Here is a 17,498-nt window from a genome sequence, read left to right as displayed (position 1 = left end):
CTGGCATGAGTGCTAAATCCTTGCTGTATTTTGTCCATTTGGCATGCCCTTCATCTTTCAAATTGCTGCTTTCACTTACCCCAGTCACATCGTTATCTATGCTCCTGGGGATGCGTAAACTTGCCGCCGTGCTGCAAATTGAAATCTATTGGGTATATTAATATCTGATGTAAATTATTTCAGGAAAAACCAGATACCAGAAAGATAAATTCAATCTCCTGATTCTTAATTAACAATGAGTTTACTTTGATAATTATCTGCAAGGCAGCTACTCTCCCTCCCAACAAGAAACACAACAAAAAACCATATTTATCATTAAGTTAATGCTTGTTAATGTATATCTTAACATATGAAAATATAAACTAGCTTCATTACATATTATTTTATAATAATCAAATTATACAACTGATGTAAACGCTAATTATATTTAACACCGAGAAGAAACAATTTCAAACTAAAACTAATTTTTATATATATTTTTTCGTAATAATAAAATAATACGACCAATGTATATGTCAGTTATTTTTAATATCATAAATAAATAATTTTAAATTAAAAATAAATTATTTGTTTATTGTTTTTAGGAAATAAAATCACATAATTAATTACTTATTCAAATGTATCTTTCAATTCTATCTAACAACAAAATGAATGACACTAATTTCAGATTAAAGTCAAATTAATTTGACAGAATTTATCCAAGGACGATTTGATCCGTAAAACGAATGTCGCTATTTATTCTCAATAATGCGGTTATTCACTGCTATTAAACAGTGGCATCCAAAGGCGTATCAATGTTAAAGACAATAAAACAAACTTAATGTTCATAAATTCGAATTTTTTTGTATATTTTTAAGTTAAATCTATTTCATTATTGATCGCCAATTAACTCGAAAGTGTTATTGTACGTAATAATAAGCATCGGTAGTTTTTGCAAAGCTACATGAAACAACATAACATTGCACTTGATAGTTGAACTTGCTATGAATTAGACTGAGCGACTTTCGTGGAGAAAAAAATGACAATAATTATCATTATTATCTCTGTCGTTATTTTAGGGCTTATTAGCTGGGGGATCACCATTTATAACCGCCTGGTTGCCCTGAAAAATCAGACAGACAATACATTTGCCAATATCGATGTTATTTTAAAACAGCGGGCAGATCAGATCCCGCAGCTTGTGACTGTGCTGGAAAAGTCAATGGAACATGAACGTGATATTTTCACCCGGTTAAGTGACGCACGGCAGGGATATTTTAATGCCAATACCCTCACAGATAAAATCAAAGCCTCTAATGAAATGACCAATGCGTTCCGATCTGTACTAGCCATCGCTGAGAATTATCCGACACTGATTTCAGGCTCCCAGTTTTCACAGTTGCAAACAGCGGTGACAGATCTGGAAAATAAAATTGCTCATCGCCGAGAAATGTTTAATGATGCCGTAACGGAATATAATACGGCGATTTATCTATTTCCCGATCTAATTTTTGCCCGCATGTTCCATTATCGGGAACTACCTTTACTAGAGATCCGTCAGGAAGAAAAAGCCTATGATGGTATCAAGTTTAAATAAGTCAGATGATAAATCCTGCGATAGGTAATTTTAGCTATGGTCTCTTTTATTTTTGCTTTTGTTATTGCCTGCGTATTAATTTATACTATCTATTTCATTTTGAAAGAAACTGTAGGATTTAAATGGCTCCGCTGGCTTTCCATTCCTTTAATTGCAGGAATCATTGCCATTTGCTATTTCGATGATCCTTTTGGACATTTTTTCAATGTATTCATTGGCAGCCTGCTTTTTATTTTTGTCCTGCCGATTCTGATAAATATCATTTCGTTCGGAAAAAGTGCGGCAAAATATTACAGACAAGCCAGACAATCTGATGAATCTGCCAGCAAGGCAACTTGGGAAATGATTTTAGGTTCGGCAGCTATTGCTATTTTGCTAATTAGCTTTTTTATTTCACCCTATGCCTTATTTGGCTTATTGTTCCTGCTATTTATCCATAGCCGATTAAAAACAACGCCGGAAAATAAATTTCTTAAATTTCAACAAATTATACCAACATCAAAAATCCGTTCAATCGCTATGGGCTTGGTAGAAATAGAAGGAAAAATAACAGAGGGAAAACAATTCAAAAGTCCACTGAGTAAAAAGTTATGTTATGGCTATCGTTATTATGAATATAATGTCAGGACGGATTCTAAAGGCAGTAAACGTTATTCTCTGCGCCATTCAGAAGAAAAAATTAGTCAATTCACGTTAACCGATCATTCAGGATCAGTCCGTATTGAGGCAACACCAGAAACGCTGACATTTGTTAATTTTTCTCTTTATCAGAATTATGAAATCGGTTCCATATCTTACCAAGAGTACCTGTTATTTCCGGATGAAGAATATCTCATTATTGGTACAGCGGTTGAAAAAGACAATCAGGTTGTTATTACTCAGGCCGCGCCTCACCAATTACTGGGGATTGCCTCGACGAGATATTTGGACACCTGGAATGAAGTTGCACCAATGCGCCGTAATCTTGCTATTACCGTCATTAGTGCAGCAATATTAATTGCCTTTATCCTGACTGTTCCCTATGAATATCACTCTCATCATTTAACGGTTTTCTATCGGGAATCTCCGCTACTGAAATGGTTATTTTAGAGATAACAACAATGGGTAAATATATTCTATCTGCTCTTATTCTGATCGTTATTCAGCTTGTCGCGGTTCGTTATCTGCTGGGGATTTTTAATAAAATCGTTCTATTAAAAACATACCGCGATAAAGCATTTGCCAATATCGATGTTTTACTGAAAAAGCAGGCTGATTTAATTCCACAGCTTATCACCATCGCGGAACAGGTAATGGCTCATGAAAAATCGCTCTTTCTGCAACTATCAGAAGCCAGAAAAAATTATCTCAGTACAAAAATAATTGATGAAAAAGTGATGATAGGTAATACATTAGAACATCAGTTGTCGTCATTGCTGATGCGGGCAGAAAATTATCCAGCCCTAATCAGTCAACCGACTTTTCAACATTTGCAGGCGCAGATCACTCTGCTGGAAAATCAGATTGCAGACAGACGTGAGTTCTTTAATGAAAGCGTTACCCTTTACAATACGGGTATCCGGCAGTTTCCCAATATAATTTTTGCCTGGATATTAAGATATAAACCCAATAGATTTTAAGTTGCAGCGCGGCGGCAAGTGAACGCATCCCCGGGAGCATATACCCAATAGATTTCAAGTTGCAGTGCGGCGGCAAGTGAACGCATCCCCAGGAGCATAGATAACTATGTGACTGGGGTAAGTGAACGCAGCCAACAAAGCCGCAGCTTGAAAGATGAAGGGTATAGATAACGATGTGACTGGGGTGAGTGAGTGCAGCCAACAAAGAGGCAACTTGAAAGATGAAGGGTATAGATAACGATGTGACTGGGGTGAGTGAGTGCAGCCAACAAAGAGGCAACTTGAAAGATAACGGGTATAAACCCAGTTCGATGTTAAACCCCACGCAAGGATGAAATCCATGTTTACTATTCCATTTGATTTATTCGGATTTGTTGATGCTATCCGTAGTAACTCGGGTGTTTTAATAATCACCGCAATTTTCGGCCCTTTGGTGGCAATATTTTGCCTGGCTCCCTTTGCCCGGATACCGGGCATTAGCCAAGTTATTCAAACACTGTCTGTCAGTTTATTAACATCTATCTTTGTCAATTTACTCTGTGTCATTGTCATCTATTTAGCCTTCACAAAAGATATTATCCGCTTGTTTTGGAGCCTGATTGTTGTCCAGATAGCTTGTCTGTCTTTTTGGTTTAGCAATAAAAAAGCCGTGCTTAAACTGGCTGAACAATATAGCGCCATACGTCAGCGACATCCGGCAATAGAAGAAGAAACGGAAACGGAAATTGGAACGGAAAAGAAAAGCAAGGCGAAGCAAAGGAAAAAAAAGCGGAAGAAATAAACTGATCTTTATTTAACCCCAGCCCTGTGTAAATGATAGTCTCACAATTAGTCGTGCCTGAAGGCCTCTACGATTTTGTTTTCTTTGCCAAAAACTCTGATCGCACCTCAGGCACTTTAGTTCCCTTTTACAAGCGACGATTATTTATTCTATTTTGGAAGAAACACTTAGCAATATTAGCTCTCACATCATCACCAGTTGCCGCTAATACCGTCAGTTCCACCAGTTCCGGCGCTCTTTGAACGATAACACCGTTTTTTTTCAGAAAGAATAAGGCTGCTGTTAAAGCAGTACGTTTATTTCCATCAGCGAAAACATGACCTCTGGCAATGGCAACAAGATAATAGCTAGCTATCTCAAACAAGTCAGTCAACGCTTCATATTCACACAATGCTTGAATACGATACAGAACAGCATCAACTCGACCAGTATCAACTACACCATGCAGGCCACCATATCGATCAACTAACTCTTCTCTGATATAACAAATCTCATCGAGAGAAACGTGAAAAATCATCGGTCACTCAGTTCCCTAAGTTCAATGTCAAACTCGTCAAATATTGCCGCCACATCCTGCTTTAATTTATTGGCTGCAAACTCACGATATTCAGCTTCCGAAATGAGTACTGCCTTACCAAATGATTTGTGACGAATGATAACCGGCTCACCGCTAACCGCAGTTTTGTGAATATCGGACAATTTTGCCCTAGCATCCGTGAAGTTGATAATTTTCATAGCATCACCTGTACAGTTGAAAGGTACATATCATAGCACAAGAAAAAATAAACTGGATGTACTCAACGAACGGGAAATTCAATAGCATACTCAAGAACAACCTATTATGTTGCTTCATCAATATCTTAAGTATGCTATTTACTTTTATACCCGTTATCTTTCAAATTGCCTCTTTGTTGGCTGTGTTCACTTGCCGCCGCACTGCAACTTGAAATCTATTGGGTATATGACGACTTGTTTACTTACTTATAGCGGAATTAATCAGGCAAATTTTCCTTTTCCTATCATGGTATCCGTCCACGCGGTGGTAATGACAGCTTTCGCTTTACTATCCAAATTTTCAATAAAACCATTATCACCGGCTGTCGGAGCAAAACCGCTCATTGCCTGAATCAAGGTATCAACCGCATTGTCGGAAAGTGCCGTAAATTCACGTTCTCCAGAAGAGTCCTTCTTATCCATCTGAGTCACTAATTTGGCACGATGACCATTAAAGTAATCATTAAAAGTGACTGAACCTACCGATTCAAATAGGCTCTGAGCCGTTTTATCCTGAGTACGGCGGTTCACCGATAACACTAAGTCGTATCCACTACGCTGGAACCACAGGTTTTGCCAATCAATTCCGTTAAAGACAATTATATCTTCCGCATTGATATCATTAACCTGATTGTCAATCACCTTGCTACTGACCACAAAGCTGTCTACACCCGCCCCGCCCTGGAAGCTGTTGTGATAACCACCCAAAACTAACAGATCCTGACCATCACCACCGTCAAACTGGCTGAACTTCGAAATAGTAGCGGCTATCAGGTGATCATCACCTTCTCCGCCATTAATCACCGCATGATAGCCCATGAGTTTAATTACATCGTTACCTGTGTTGCCATCAATTCGGTTGGCATTACCAAACACCCTGCCAAAGTCATTGCCTTCCCCTAGCTCAACCCAGTTGTTATTGCCGATAGTCACGGCATAATCCTGATCTTCCCCGGTATCCACCCGGTTGTAGTTACCGGAAGTCACAACGTAGTCATGCCCGTTACCGGCATCAATAAAACCACCTTCACCAAAGACAAAAGATTGATCATTACCCTCGCCCATAAAGACTTGGTTAATGCGTCCAGCAACCACTGCGGTATCATCGCCATTACCGCCAAACATCCAGTTTTCACGCCCCATCAGAACGCCCAAGTCATCACCTTCACCACCGGTAAAGATGTTGGAGGTGCCGATTGAGTAATAAACATCATCACCACGGCCACCCCAGAAGTTGTTGTTATCGCCCAGATAAGCACCGAGATCTTTACCGTCACCGCCCCAGTTGAAGTTATAGTTCCCCAATGACACATGGATATCGCTGTCCCCTTGCAGATGACCGCTGTTACGCAAGAAATCAAACGTTTTCTGCTCCATATTGAGCAGATCTGCGGTTAGATTCTGTTTTAGATTGGTCACTAACGATTTCATCTCTTGTTGTTTATCTTGGCTGAATATCGTCGCGAACAAGTTAGGTAAGTTCAGCGAATTAAAGCCAAGTGCATGCTCTGGTTGGTTATTGGTCTGAATATTCCCTCTGTCGATGGCAACCGGCACGCTCTTTTCCCGATTCTCATCAGGCGCTTTCTCTTTCAGCCCATGACTGACAAGAAATGATTCAACACCATCTGCACTCATATCAGCGTTCTGTTTTAAACCGTCAATCAATTTATCCGGATCAGTGAAAGCACGTAGTTGATCACCACCAAATTTATGAATAACTTCCAGCATCTCTCGCAAAACAGCCTTGCCATCGACCGATTCACCAGTACGGGCAACAATCTGGCCCTCCGGTGTGTAATCCACACCAAAAATATCCGCTAAAGTGGTCTCTGCATTCACACTGGCTAACCGACCAAGCAGTTTGTTCTTAAGCTGACGCGGTAAGTCTTGTGGCGTGTAGGTAAATGTTGTCTTCACCATGCCCGTTGTTGAATACTGCTGCGTCATCAAACCAAACAGAGAACCTAAGTTGGTATCCAGAATCGATTGAATATGATCACCGAACATAAAGTTCCAGCTACCGGTTGTGACTTGAATATCCGCCCCTTGACCACCTACCGCAAAATTGAAAGCCAGTTCCTCATTGGCCTGACGTAACTTATCCGCACGGCTCATTTTGCTCGTTCCAGTATTGTTACCGTGACCACTTAACCATTGGTGGTATTTCTTATTCAATGCGGCTTCTGTGTCACTTTTCAAACCACGGCTACTGCGTTCATGCTGCGAATCCAGCTCAGTCAGTGTCTTGTAGTCCACACTGCTAGTTTGGTCTAAGCCAGACATATCCTGCACAAATTTCTTTGCACCAGATAACGTCCACTGTCGGTCTTGCGCCGCCAACCAATTCCGCTCTTCTCCAGAACGGGCAATCGCTTTCAGTACACCAGTAATACGAGCCGCACCATCAAATGGATTGACCAGTGGTGGCGTTGGGATAGATTTATCCATCATGACAATCAAGTCATTACTGCGCCCCAGGTTGAAACTGACGTTGCGATTACCAATAAACATCTGTGCCCCTTCAAGTGCTTGATAACCAGCAAGATTAACGCTGTGCTTACTGTCACCATCGCCAATATGAACCATCACATTGTTATCACCGAAAGCCAGCGATTTAAAACCGCCGGTACCCACTTTGATACCCACGTTCGATGTTCCCCAGTTGACCGCAGTAAACTCACCATCACCCACGTTTACCTGTATATTCCCGGCGTAACTCAGCGGCTTATCCGATTGAGGATTTGAACCTAACTCTATCCTGTTTTTGCGCTTCCCTGGTGCGGTGAAAATATGAGAGTTATCCGCAATTGCCCCTTTGGTTACTGAATCAGCTTCTGTATACCCCACCCTGGCAAGGTTGATATCGCTTTCAGCCACACCACGGCGCAATTTTTCTGTTGTAGTCGTTAGTTCACCCTGTTCATTCCAGCTTAATACCAGTTTGTTATCGTTCAATTTGTTAACCCACTGATTATTTTTATCGCGGGTAAATTTACGCCCAGTTGCATCAACAGCCACTTCACTACGACGCGCTGAAACATCACTACGGATGCCCTGTTTATCTAAAGCAGTAATAAAACGATAGGCAAAGCCGTTCCGCTTATCCTCACTAATCAGTGAACAACCTACGATGCTGATACGATCAGGTTTGCCTGCCTGCTCAAAGCTCTGACTGAACTGTTTCAGTTTTATTGCCAATTCATCGGCACTGTAACCACTTAAGCGCGTGTTATTGTATGCCGATTCATCACGGCCATGGCCAACAATCTGCCAACGTAACTTTCCTGATAGGCTGTCAGGATCACCATAAATGAGATGATATTTACCGTCGGCATCAAGTTTAACCACCACACTGGAATCTGGGTGTTTACCCGCCAGATTGATCGCGGCTTTTGCTACGATAGGGTCATTTTCCAGCTGAATAATGATCTGACTATCAAAACGCGTCTTATGATCACCTCGCTTTTGCAGCGAGTTCTTCACCACACTCCGATGTTTATTTCGAGAACCGGAGAGTGTCGATACAATCCTATCGGCATATTGGCTCATTAAAGCACCGCTCTCTCCATGACCGTAAAAGGTTTGTTCACCCGACACTCGATAACCAGAGGCGCTCAATCTTGCACGCAGTTTTTCCCCCACATGTCCTAAACCTTGATTGTCAGTTAATAACATGATTGGCGTATTGATCGGCAAGCCTTTGAGGTTTTTTTCCACTGAAAATTGTCCATTCATCGCTTTTGCCAACGCCCCAATCATGCCGACAGGGTTTGGTACGTCGTGCGCGGTTAGGGCTTTGGTCATACTCGACATCGGTCTGTCGAGTAACAGACCTGACACGGCTTGATTATTTTGCGCTGCATATCGGGCAAGATCAGCCGCCACCGGTCCTCCGACAGAATAACCATGAATAATGATATTACCCGGCTTGATACCGCGATCTTGCACCAAATAGCGGAACATCGTCCGGGCATCCTGATAGAACCCTTGTTCACCGGGGCTACCATCACTACCACCATATCCGCGCATGTTGATAGCAAGTATGTCAATGCCCTGCTTTTGATAGTGACTTTGGATATCATGAGCTTGCTCTTCCGCAGATAAACCTGAACCATGAAGAAAAAGCACGACTTTTTTCTCAGCTGCCGCCGAGGTATTACCCGGTTCTATGTCACCCTGATGATAATATCCAGTTAAACGTCCCTCTTCGCCTTTTAGGGTGATTTTGCTTGATTGACCATTAGCAACAGCATCACGAAGAATTGTCTGTGTCTCATCACTGATATAGCGGCGTTCTTCTTTAAAACCATACAGCTCGTTGTTAAAGAATCGGATCAATGGATTTAAAGAGGCTTTATCCCGTGGCGGAGTACCGTCGTCTTCAATGAATACCGACTCTGACGCTCCATTTTTACCCGATAGCGCCTGCAATGCTTCCACCGGAGCATCATTATGCTCTCTCTCAGGGGTATTTTCTCGATAAAGGTGTTGGGTCTTCTCAAATGCACTATTTAATGCCTGATTGATCCATCGTTTTCCTTTATCTCCCGCGATCTCCATCAGATCCATATAACTGGCGGTGTAGTTCTGGAGTACCTGCCTGCGCTGATCACCGGTCTCCTGCAACGCTTTGTAAACCACCAAACTTTCATTAACCGAATGACCACCATCAAATACCAGGAACACCAAAGTATTAAGATATGCCTGCTCCTGCGAGAAAGTAGGCTCCTGACTAGCAATATGGTTATTGAGATGAACCATGATATTGGTTGAGCCAGATGCTCCCGTCACCACGGAATGCCCTTGTACCAGAGCATTACGCTCAAGCATTGTTTCTTGTCCAGGTGTCAGCACTCGGCCTGCCGCCACTTTTCTGCCATACAGAAAATCTTCATATTGATCACCGGATGGCTGATAAGGCAGTGCAATGCCATAATCATTGGTTTGCTGTTCAGTTAACTTCACTTTATAAGTAACATCCGCCATATTTGTTAATTTACTACTGGTCGAACGCGCCTTATAGATCTCATCCCGATAGAAAATATCCGCTTCCGCCTTCCATTGAGATAAATGTAATCCCATACCATCAGTGATCGACATTTTTACCGCCAGAAACGGAATTTTGATCATTTCAAAGCCGTTATCCACCTTAGTCATCATGATTTTAAAGTTATCAAAGGTCGGTTTTTGCAGGAATGTAGTCAGTTCAGGCACCCGACTGAACCAAGGACGAATATCCTTTTTAATTCTTTCGGCAAAAGCTTGCATCCTGATCGCAATCTGCCCGTCGCGGACGGTTGAATCAGAAGTACTTTGCATATACAGCTCAAACTCCTGCACCAGAAACTGACCTATCCTCCTGGAGGTGGCGATCGCATCCGGTGACGCGGTTTTCACCAATGTATGCGCCAACTCAGAATCAAAACGACGGCCAAATAAGTTGTCAATATATTGGGTGGTCGATTTTTCTCTGTGAGCGTCAGCTTGTAATGACAATACCAAACCATGTAACTCAGGGTATGCCTGTAAGGCTGATCGCATCATTAAATAACTGAATGATTTCCCGAGATGTGACTTGTCCGGTGAGCCAGAGTTCTCTGGCCCGTTCTATCAAAGGCCCCGCTTCCGGGATATTCTCGGCCTCCAATCGGCTCATGAAAACAATAAGGCTTTCACTTTCAGTCTTAGGTGCTTCTCGTTCAGCGGTTGAATTCTTGCGAGTTAAAGGGGTAATTTTCCATTTAATAAGTTGATTAATTTCGTCTTGGGTGACACTACCTTTTAAACCGACAATACGTCCGGTTCCATCAAAGATGACTCGCTGCTTAAGCTGTTCAGCATGTTGAGGTGCCACAGCAATCCCAAGCACACCGGCAGATTCAGCGCGCTGGGCCTGCAAATGTTCCATCATCCGACCCATTCTAAAACGTATTAAGTTCACTTGACTGACACGCAGAGCAAATTCCTTTGGGCTACTCTGTTGCCAATGAGAAAGTGCCTGCTCAAGCTGCAACACATGCTCTTCATCAAAATGGCTCATCGTTTTATAGAAAATATCACGTACAGCAGCCAGCGCTTTACTCAGCTGCCTTTTCCGCCCTAATGTTCGTACATGAGGGTTGATAAATAGCTTATTTCCCTCTTTCAATAAATTAAATTTTGCATTTTCAAATATAGCGGAATTATGCTGTTCGACTTTAGGATCATCTCCCAACGATGCCAGATTAATGCCTGAGATCCGCGGCACTCTTCTAACAAGTTCACTTGAACTATTCGACGTTGGCATCACTATGTTGTCAGATTGTACTTTAGCAAACTTTGAAGTAGTTAAAATACCCGCATTTTCCGCGCGAATACCGGCATTTATCTGTAGACGATCAATCGCTTGTTTGGCATCATCCAACGCTTGTCGCTCTTCTTCAGTCAATCCCTTGTAGAATTTTTTTTCAGCTTCCGGTATTAATTCGGGATCAATATAACTCCCTGTTTCCCCCGCTCCTGTCGATTCGTAGGCTTTGCCAGACAAACCACTACCACCGGCACCGGTACGATCAGGTTTGGCATCGCCCTGTTTTGCCCCTTTAGCATCTTCTTGTACCTGAGCAATCTTATTTTCAGCCGCAGCAATATCACGTTTACCCCGATATTCCGCCCCCTGATAGGAGATATTTGCGTCATTTTCCGCCTTTTCGGCCCGCTGTTGCTGCAATAATGCTTCTTCTTTTCTTAACGCTGCTTTTTTCTGAGCCTCTGCAATATCTTGTTTTGCTCTGGCATGGTGCTGCTCGCTTTGTGCTACTCCGGCTTCGGATTTCTTAACCGCTTCTTTTACTTGTTGTTGGTTATCCGCAATAGACCGTTGAGCATTGGCTAATTTTTTCTGGGTAATAAATTTGGTGTAATTCAACTCATCCTGGGCACGGCTCAAAAATTGGGAAGCAAACTGATTGCGCCACAAGTCACCTGATTGACCACTGTAATCGGCATAGTCATCAAGCACATCCAAACCTTGCGTCACGGAAACCAGTTTATCAGTCTCCGCCCGCGCTTCTGCTGCTATCGCATTACGCTGTGTCAGCCCATTTTGGCTAAGTGCTGCCTGATCCGTTAATTCTAATTGGGATTGCGATTTCGCAATCTCCGCCAGTTGTTTCTCTTTTTCTTGTTCTAATAGTTGGCGATCTTTTTCCGCTTTTTCTTTATCGCTTAACGCATTTTGCGCCGCTTTATCCTGTTTCACATGTTTGGTAATAATATTGGCTTGTGGGGAGCTCTCAGATTTTGCGATAACGTTATCCAGAATATAGCCTACGCCATCATTTAAACCGGTTCCTGTAAACTCAATTCGATTACTACCTGCCTTTGCTGTCAACTCTAGTGTTTTATTTTGCCATTGCGCGGCGTCGCCAAAAGTCGAGAATACAAGTTTGCCATTCCAGAAAACATCCATACCATTGTCGGCTGAATAAGCATCGGGACGATTGGCAAAATCAAAGCTCAGCGAAATGACTTCCCCTTCAGAACGGTTTTGCAGATCCTGATAAATAGTCGTGTTTCTATCAACATCAAGTTCACTGACTCGTTCGCCATAACCGGTATTATCAACACTCGCTGGACTATATGCCGCAATATCATTGGTTGATTGCCAACCTAATTTACGTTGCTTAAAGTCATCATTGGCAATCAGTGACGCCTCAGATTTCACAACAATTTTGTCTAAGATATAACTAAATCCATCATCCGAGCCGGTACCTTTAAATTCAATCCGGTTAGTACCCGCGTTTGCCATTAAATCGAGTTTTTGAGTGCGCCATATAGCTCGCGGTCCAGAAGCTGAGAATACAGATTTACCATTCCACAACACCATTATTCCATTGCCACTCAGATCACGGTCCTCCATCTCTAAATGACTCATAAAATCAAAAGACAATGAAACCACTTCTCCTTCAGACAAATTTTGTAATTCCCGCCAAATTACGGTGTTTTTATCAACATCAAATTGGCTGACTCGTTCACCATGACCGGTATTATCAAGACCGTAAGCACTCGCCGGGCTATATGCTTCTATATCATTGGTTGACTGCCACCCCAACTTACCTTGTTCAAAGTTACCATTGACGATCAAATTTTCACTCTGATCTGGCACCGATAGCGTTTTTTGACTCAAGGCACCTTCTATTGAACTTACGTCAGGCAGCTCCACCGCTGTTACTTCCCCATTGAGACGATGGTTTAAATCTGAACTTACCGGCGTAATTTCATCCAGTTGAAAACCATCAATAGCAGAAACTTCTGCCAAATTAATCGCACCTCTGCCTTTATGGGTGCCAGAGGTATTAGCTTCATCCCCCTGAACCAAATAGTTGATTGCCTGACTGCCTCCCACACCCAATGTCGTCTGTTTGATATGCTCAAAAAGGGAAGGAAGTTTATTGCTTTCGGCCACAGAAAAACTGTAAAAATCACCGTTTCCGATCTTAACCGCCACGTTACTGCGTGCATAAGAGGCATTGATACCCAGGCCATCTCCAATATGGATATTGGCATTACCTTTACCTTTCATAACAGCAATATTAAGACCATCGCCAACTTTGGTATGAACGTTATATTTCCCCCACGCCAGGTTAACCGAAACACCATTACCCACTTTGGTATTCACATTAAGATCACCCTGCGTTGCGGTCACACTTAAGCCATCACCTACCGTTGTCGTGATATTAGCTTTACCTTTTGCCGCGATAACCTGTACGCCATTTCCCACTTTGGTGACAATATTGCCTTCGCTCCATAAGGCATTAAAACTGTCTCCCTGACCCACTTGGGTGACAATGTTGGCCTTGCCTTTAGCAAGCACCACATTGCGTCCATCTCCCACCTTTGTGATAACGTTAGCTTCTCCCCAAGCTCCAGTGTAGTCATCACCATTACCGACATGGGTAATGATATTGACATCGCCCTGAATTACCGTGACTTCCTGCTTATCTCCCACTTTGGTAATCATGTTCGCGTTACCTTTCGCGAAGTTATAACGATCACCATCGCCAATCTGAGTCAAGACATTCGCCTCACCCCAAGCCGCATTTACCCCAGTGCCATCGCCAATTTTGGTAATAAGATTGGCTTTACCTTTGGCAAAACCCACCGTCGTGCCCTCTCCAACATGGGTCATCACGTTACCCACATCGGAAACAAGCAGGCCGACTGTGGTACCGTCCCCCACTTTGGTCAAAATATTGCCTTTGCCAAGCAAGATACCGGCGGTTGTCGCGTCGCCGACATGCGTAATGACATTCGCTTTCGCCGCCGCAACAACGCCCATAAAATCATCGCCCACTTTGGTAACGATATTGGCCTCACCCAGTGCTAACACGCCCGTTAAGCCATCCCCCACATGGGTCATAATATTGGCTTTACCAAACATGGCCGCCAGTGTTGTACCCTCACCGACTTTGGTCATCACGTTCAATTCACCGGCAAACAAACCGATACTGGTGCCATTACCCACATGCGAATAGATATTAGCTTTCCCTATCATTAAGGCGGCTGTCAGGTCATTGCCAACCTTCGTCAGCACATTGGCACCACCAATCATGGCAGCAAAGGTATTGCCATCCCCTACGTGGGTAAAGATGTTAGCCTTGCCAATCATCGCAGCTAAGGTCGTGCCGTTACCCACTTTGGTCGCAATATTGCCTTTTGCCAGCATCAGCGCAACACTCGTGCCATCACCAATATGGGTAAACACATTGCCCGCGGCTACCATCAATGCCAACGCATTACCATCACCCACTTTGGTAAAGACGTTCACCGCCCCACCCATTAACGCCCATGCATCCCCTTTGCCGACATGGGTAAACAGGTTGCCCGCCCCCATCATGGCGGCGATAGATGTTCCATCCCCTACTTTAGTGAAGATATTTCCTGCCGCTGCCATGACACCCAATGTCAAATCGCCGCCAACATGGGTAAACACGTTGCCAATGCCAAACATGATGCCGGTCGTGTCACCTTGTCCAACTTTGGTCAAGATATTCGCCCCACCTAACATAATGCCCGTTGTATTACCATCACCAATATGTGTGAGGACGTTTGCACCACCGCCCATTATCGCTAGTGCATTACCTTTCCCTTTTTTAGTCAGGATATTGGTTCCGCCCAACGCTATTGAGGTGGTGTTTGACGTTTCAGTCTTATCACTGAGATGCGTGATAATGTTGGCACCACCGAGCATACCGGAAACCAGATCACCCGTGCCGAGCTTAGTCAGCACGTTAGCGCCGCCCAAAAATACTGAAGAAATATGCCCTTTTCCTGCCTGGGTGATAACGTTAAAACCGCCCGCCCCGAACCAGTCCGCGTTACCATCACCTATTTGAGTATGCGTGTTGTATCCCCCCAACATCCGTACTCGGCTGTTACCGTTGCCCTTGTGAATTGAGATATTGCCATAAGCCAGAAGATGAGCCAGATATCGCCCATCCCCAACCCGCACAAGAACATTTGCTGCACCACCAGCATAAATGTCCATTTCTCCATGTAGATTGTGGTGAACAAGGACGTTTGCTAAGCCCGCACCACGGAACGATAGATTGCCCTCTTCACCGTTTTTCACAATGACATTCGCACCACCACCGCCGTCAAAATAGGTATTGCCGAATGTAGAATTGTGCAGAATAACGTTAGCCATCCCCGCTCCAGTGAAATTAATATTACCGTGCGTCACGTTGGACGTAATAACATTTCCACCACCTGCACCGTTGAAATAAATATCACCAGAGCTATCCCCACCACTCTTTGATGATTCGATAAAATCTTGCTCAGAATAACTTTCAAGATCCGTCAAACAATCAGCAATATCATCTGCTACATTTAAATCATAGTGAAGCTGACTTAACGTATAACCAGCCCCTATTGATCGATAACCACCAGGATAGGAAAAAGTTTCGTTCGCTATACGGCTAGTATGGTCACCTTTTTTATACCAAGATCTTGCAATATATTTCAGTTTTCCTGTTTCATAATCATTTGCCAGCTTAACCTCAACCACTTTGGTATAAGGGTCCAGAAATATGGCATATATATAAGTATTCAACTGATCATTTGATTTAACCGGAGAAACATCGATTTTCAGTCCATCAGAAGAAATCGCATACCCTCCCATTTTGGCACGACCCAGTGTGACGTCTTCCGCTTTAATGTTGTTACCATCAGCATAATTTACCCATTTATCGGTTAATAATGACGCCTCAACTCCCTGTATCGTGGTTTCTTGTCGATATACAAAGTTAATATTGGCAAGCGTAATAGCCCCTTCCTCTTTAACCGGGATAAATCCATTATTTACATTAATATTTTCCTTAGCAATATCCTTAAGATGATCACCCGCCTTATACCAAGCAGTGACATAATAACGGAGCTTTCCAGTATCAGGATTATTTTGCAGCCGCACAGCAACAACTTTGGTATTAACGTCATTGGCAATAGCAAAGAGATAAGTATCAGGCTCTACAACGGATTTAACTGCTTTAACTTGCCCGGATTGTTGAATCCAGCGTCCCTCCATTGTTGCTGATGTCATAATAATATCTTTAGCCTGAGCAAATGCTATTTCATTTTTCGCACCTGTTCGAGTAATTTCGTTATAAGCCCCTGCACCAGTAAAATGAATATTACCGTGAGCAACATCAGAATAGAGTTTGTTATAACCACCCGCACCTTCAAGAATAATATTGCCATGTGTCTGTTTATATCCATCTTCACTATGGCGTATTCGTTCAATGCGATTTGCTGCCCCCGCTCCACGTAAAATAATGTTACCCTTTCTGCCTTCACGCACAATATGGTTATCAGCACCAACGCCATTCAAAGTAATATCGCCACTTTCTATCCGCGAATCGATACTATTTGCAGCGCCTGCGCCATTAAATGTCACATCTCCTTGAGTACCTTGATAATCATTAAACCAGATACGGTCAATTTCGTTAGCACCTCCTGCACCAGCAAAATAGATATTTCCCTGATCAGTTTCATGCCATAATTGATTATATCCACCAGCCCCTTTAAAACTGGTATTACCAGACAAACCTTTACGAGTCAGTTTATTATAGCCAGCAACACCCGAATAATATAAATTTCCTGTTTCACCCGTATGATTAATAAAAGCTGCACCGGACGCGCCCGAAAATGACAAGCCGCCATTTCCCGTTTTACGAATACCGGTATAACCTGAAGCGCCCTTTACCGAAAGTTCACCATTTGTATGGTATACATCGACCTTTAATGAACCAACAGTAATATCATCATCTCCGCCATAAGCATAAACGTCACCACCAACACCAATAGCAACAATACTATTACCGTCGTTATCGTCGTAATATTTTCCAGTAAAGAAGTATTCTGTACTTCTATTTGATGATTTACCCATCAATAGCCCTTTAATTTATTATTGAGGTTAAGAAAAAAACCACTGCGCCTAGCGGATAGAGCAGTTATTTTGAATATTTAATTTATCTCGAAACAGTGAAAACCTTTTAACATTTTAACCTTTTAACCTTTTAACATTTTAACCTTTTAACCTTTTAACCTTTTAACCTTTTAACCTTTTAACCTTTTAACCTTTTAACCTTTTAACCTTTTAACCTTTTAACCTTTTAACCTTTTAACCTTTTAACCTTTTAACCTTTTAACCTTTTAACCTTTTAACCTTTTAACCTTTTAACCTTTTAACCTTTTAACCTTTTAACCT

Annotated in this window: 7 protein-coding genes and 1 pseudogene; 4 read left to right on the top strand and 4 right to left on the bottom strand. The window is 42.6% G+C overall.

The window, feature by feature from the left end:
- Positions 1-1,018 precede the first annotated feature (1,018 nt).
- From BDD30_RS22345 to BDD30_RS22330, 4 genes are all read left to right on the top strand, one after another.
- Positions 1,019-1,576 (top strand): LemA family protein, encoded by a 558-nt coding sequence (locus BDD30_RS22345; RefSeq protein WP_015835190.1) that lies wholly within the window; start codon positions 1,019-1,021, stop codon positions 1,574-1,576.
- 36 nt (positions 1,577-1,612) lie between these two features.
- Positions 1,613-2,665, top strand: coding sequence for a hypothetical protein (locus tag BDD30_RS22340; RefSeq protein ID WP_015835191.1), 1,053 nt, complete (start codon positions 1,613-1,615; stop codon positions 2,663-2,665).
- An 11-nt stretch (positions 2,666-2,676) separates the two neighbouring features.
- The gene (locus BDD30_RS22335) at positions 2,677-3,195 is read left to right on the top strand and encodes a LemA family protein (protein WP_015835192.1); all 519 of its coding nucleotides are present in this window, start codon (positions 2,677-2,679) and stop codon (positions 3,193-3,195) included.
- A 340-nt stretch (positions 3,196-3,535) separates the two neighbouring features.
- Complete coding sequence (locus BDD30_RS22330; RefSeq protein ID WP_041382197.1) at positions 3,536-3,976, top strand: hypothetical protein; 441 nt, start codon at positions 3,536-3,538, stop codon at positions 3,974-3,976.
- A 127-nt stretch (positions 3,977-4,103) separates the two neighbouring features.
- On the opposite strand, the gene BDD30_RS22325 is transcribed toward BDD30_RS22330, so the two are convergent.
- From BDD30_RS22325 to rtxA, 4 genes and pseudogenes are all read right to left on the bottom strand, one after another.
- On the bottom strand, positions 4,104-4,493 hold the full coding sequence (locus BDD30_RS22325) for a type II toxin-antitoxin system death-on-curing family toxin (protein ID WP_015835193.1): 390 nt from the start codon (positions 4,491-4,493) through the stop codon (positions 4,104-4,106).
- Complete coding sequence (locus BDD30_RS22320; RefSeq protein WP_015835194.1) at positions 4,490-4,711, bottom strand: type II toxin-antitoxin system Phd/YefM family antitoxin; 222 nt, start codon at positions 4,709-4,711, stop codon at positions 4,490-4,492. The genes BDD30_RS22325 and BDD30_RS22320 overlap by 4 nt, the downstream gene beginning before the upstream one ends.
- A 261-nt stretch (positions 4,712-4,972) precedes the next feature.
- Positions 4,973-10,297, bottom strand: a complete 5,325-nt coding sequence (locus tag BDD30_RS24485) for an alpha/beta fold hydrolase (protein WP_071823738.1) — start codon at positions 10,295-10,297, stop codon at positions 4,973-4,975.
- A gap of 2,143 nt (positions 10,298-12,440) precedes the next feature.
- A pseudogene (gene rtxA / locus BDD30_RS24480) lies at positions 12,441-17,177 on the bottom strand (MARTX multifunctional-autoprocessing repeats-in-toxin holotoxin RtxA); the annotation flags it as partial.
- Positions 17,178-17,498 lie beyond the last annotated feature (321 nt).

Source organism: Photorhabdus asymbiotica (assembly GCF_003634575.1).
GTDB classification, from domain to species: domain Bacteria; phylum Pseudomonadota; class Gammaproteobacteria; order Enterobacterales; family Enterobacteriaceae; genus Photorhabdus; species Photorhabdus asymbiotica.
The sequence above is the reverse complement of the archived record's forward strand: the minus strand, read 5'-3'. Positions and strand labels throughout refer to the sequence as shown.

What these genes read in the sequence shown, in the direction of transcription:
- BDD30_RS22335 (WP_015835192.1), top strand. Translation starts at nt 2,677, where the DNA reads ATGGGTAAATATATTCTATCTGCTCTTATTCTGATCGTTATTCAGCTT.
- BDD30_RS22325 (WP_015835193.1), bottom strand. Translation starts at nt 4,493, where the DNA reads ATGATTTTTCACGTTTCTCTCGATGAGATTTGTTATATCAGAGAAGAG.
- BDD30_RS22330 (WP_041382197.1), top strand. Translation starts at nt 3,536, where the DNA reads ATGTTTACTATTCCATTTGATTTATTCGGATTTGTTGATGCTATCCGT.
- BDD30_RS24485 (WP_071823738.1), bottom strand. Translation starts at nt 10,297, where the DNA reads ATGATGCGATCAGCCTTACAGGCATACCCTGAGTTACATGGTTTGGTA.
- BDD30_RS22340 (WP_015835191.1), top strand. Translation starts at nt 1,613, where the DNA reads ATGGTCTCTTTTATTTTTGCTTTTGTTATTGCCTGCGTATTAATTTAT.
- BDD30_RS22345 (WP_015835190.1), top strand. Translation starts at nt 1,019, where the DNA reads ATGACAATAATTATCATTATTATCTCTGTCGTTATTTTAGGGCTTATT.
- BDD30_RS22320 (WP_015835194.1), bottom strand. Translation starts at nt 4,711, where the DNA reads ATGAAAATTATCAACTTCACGGATGCTAGGGCAAAATTGTCCGATATT.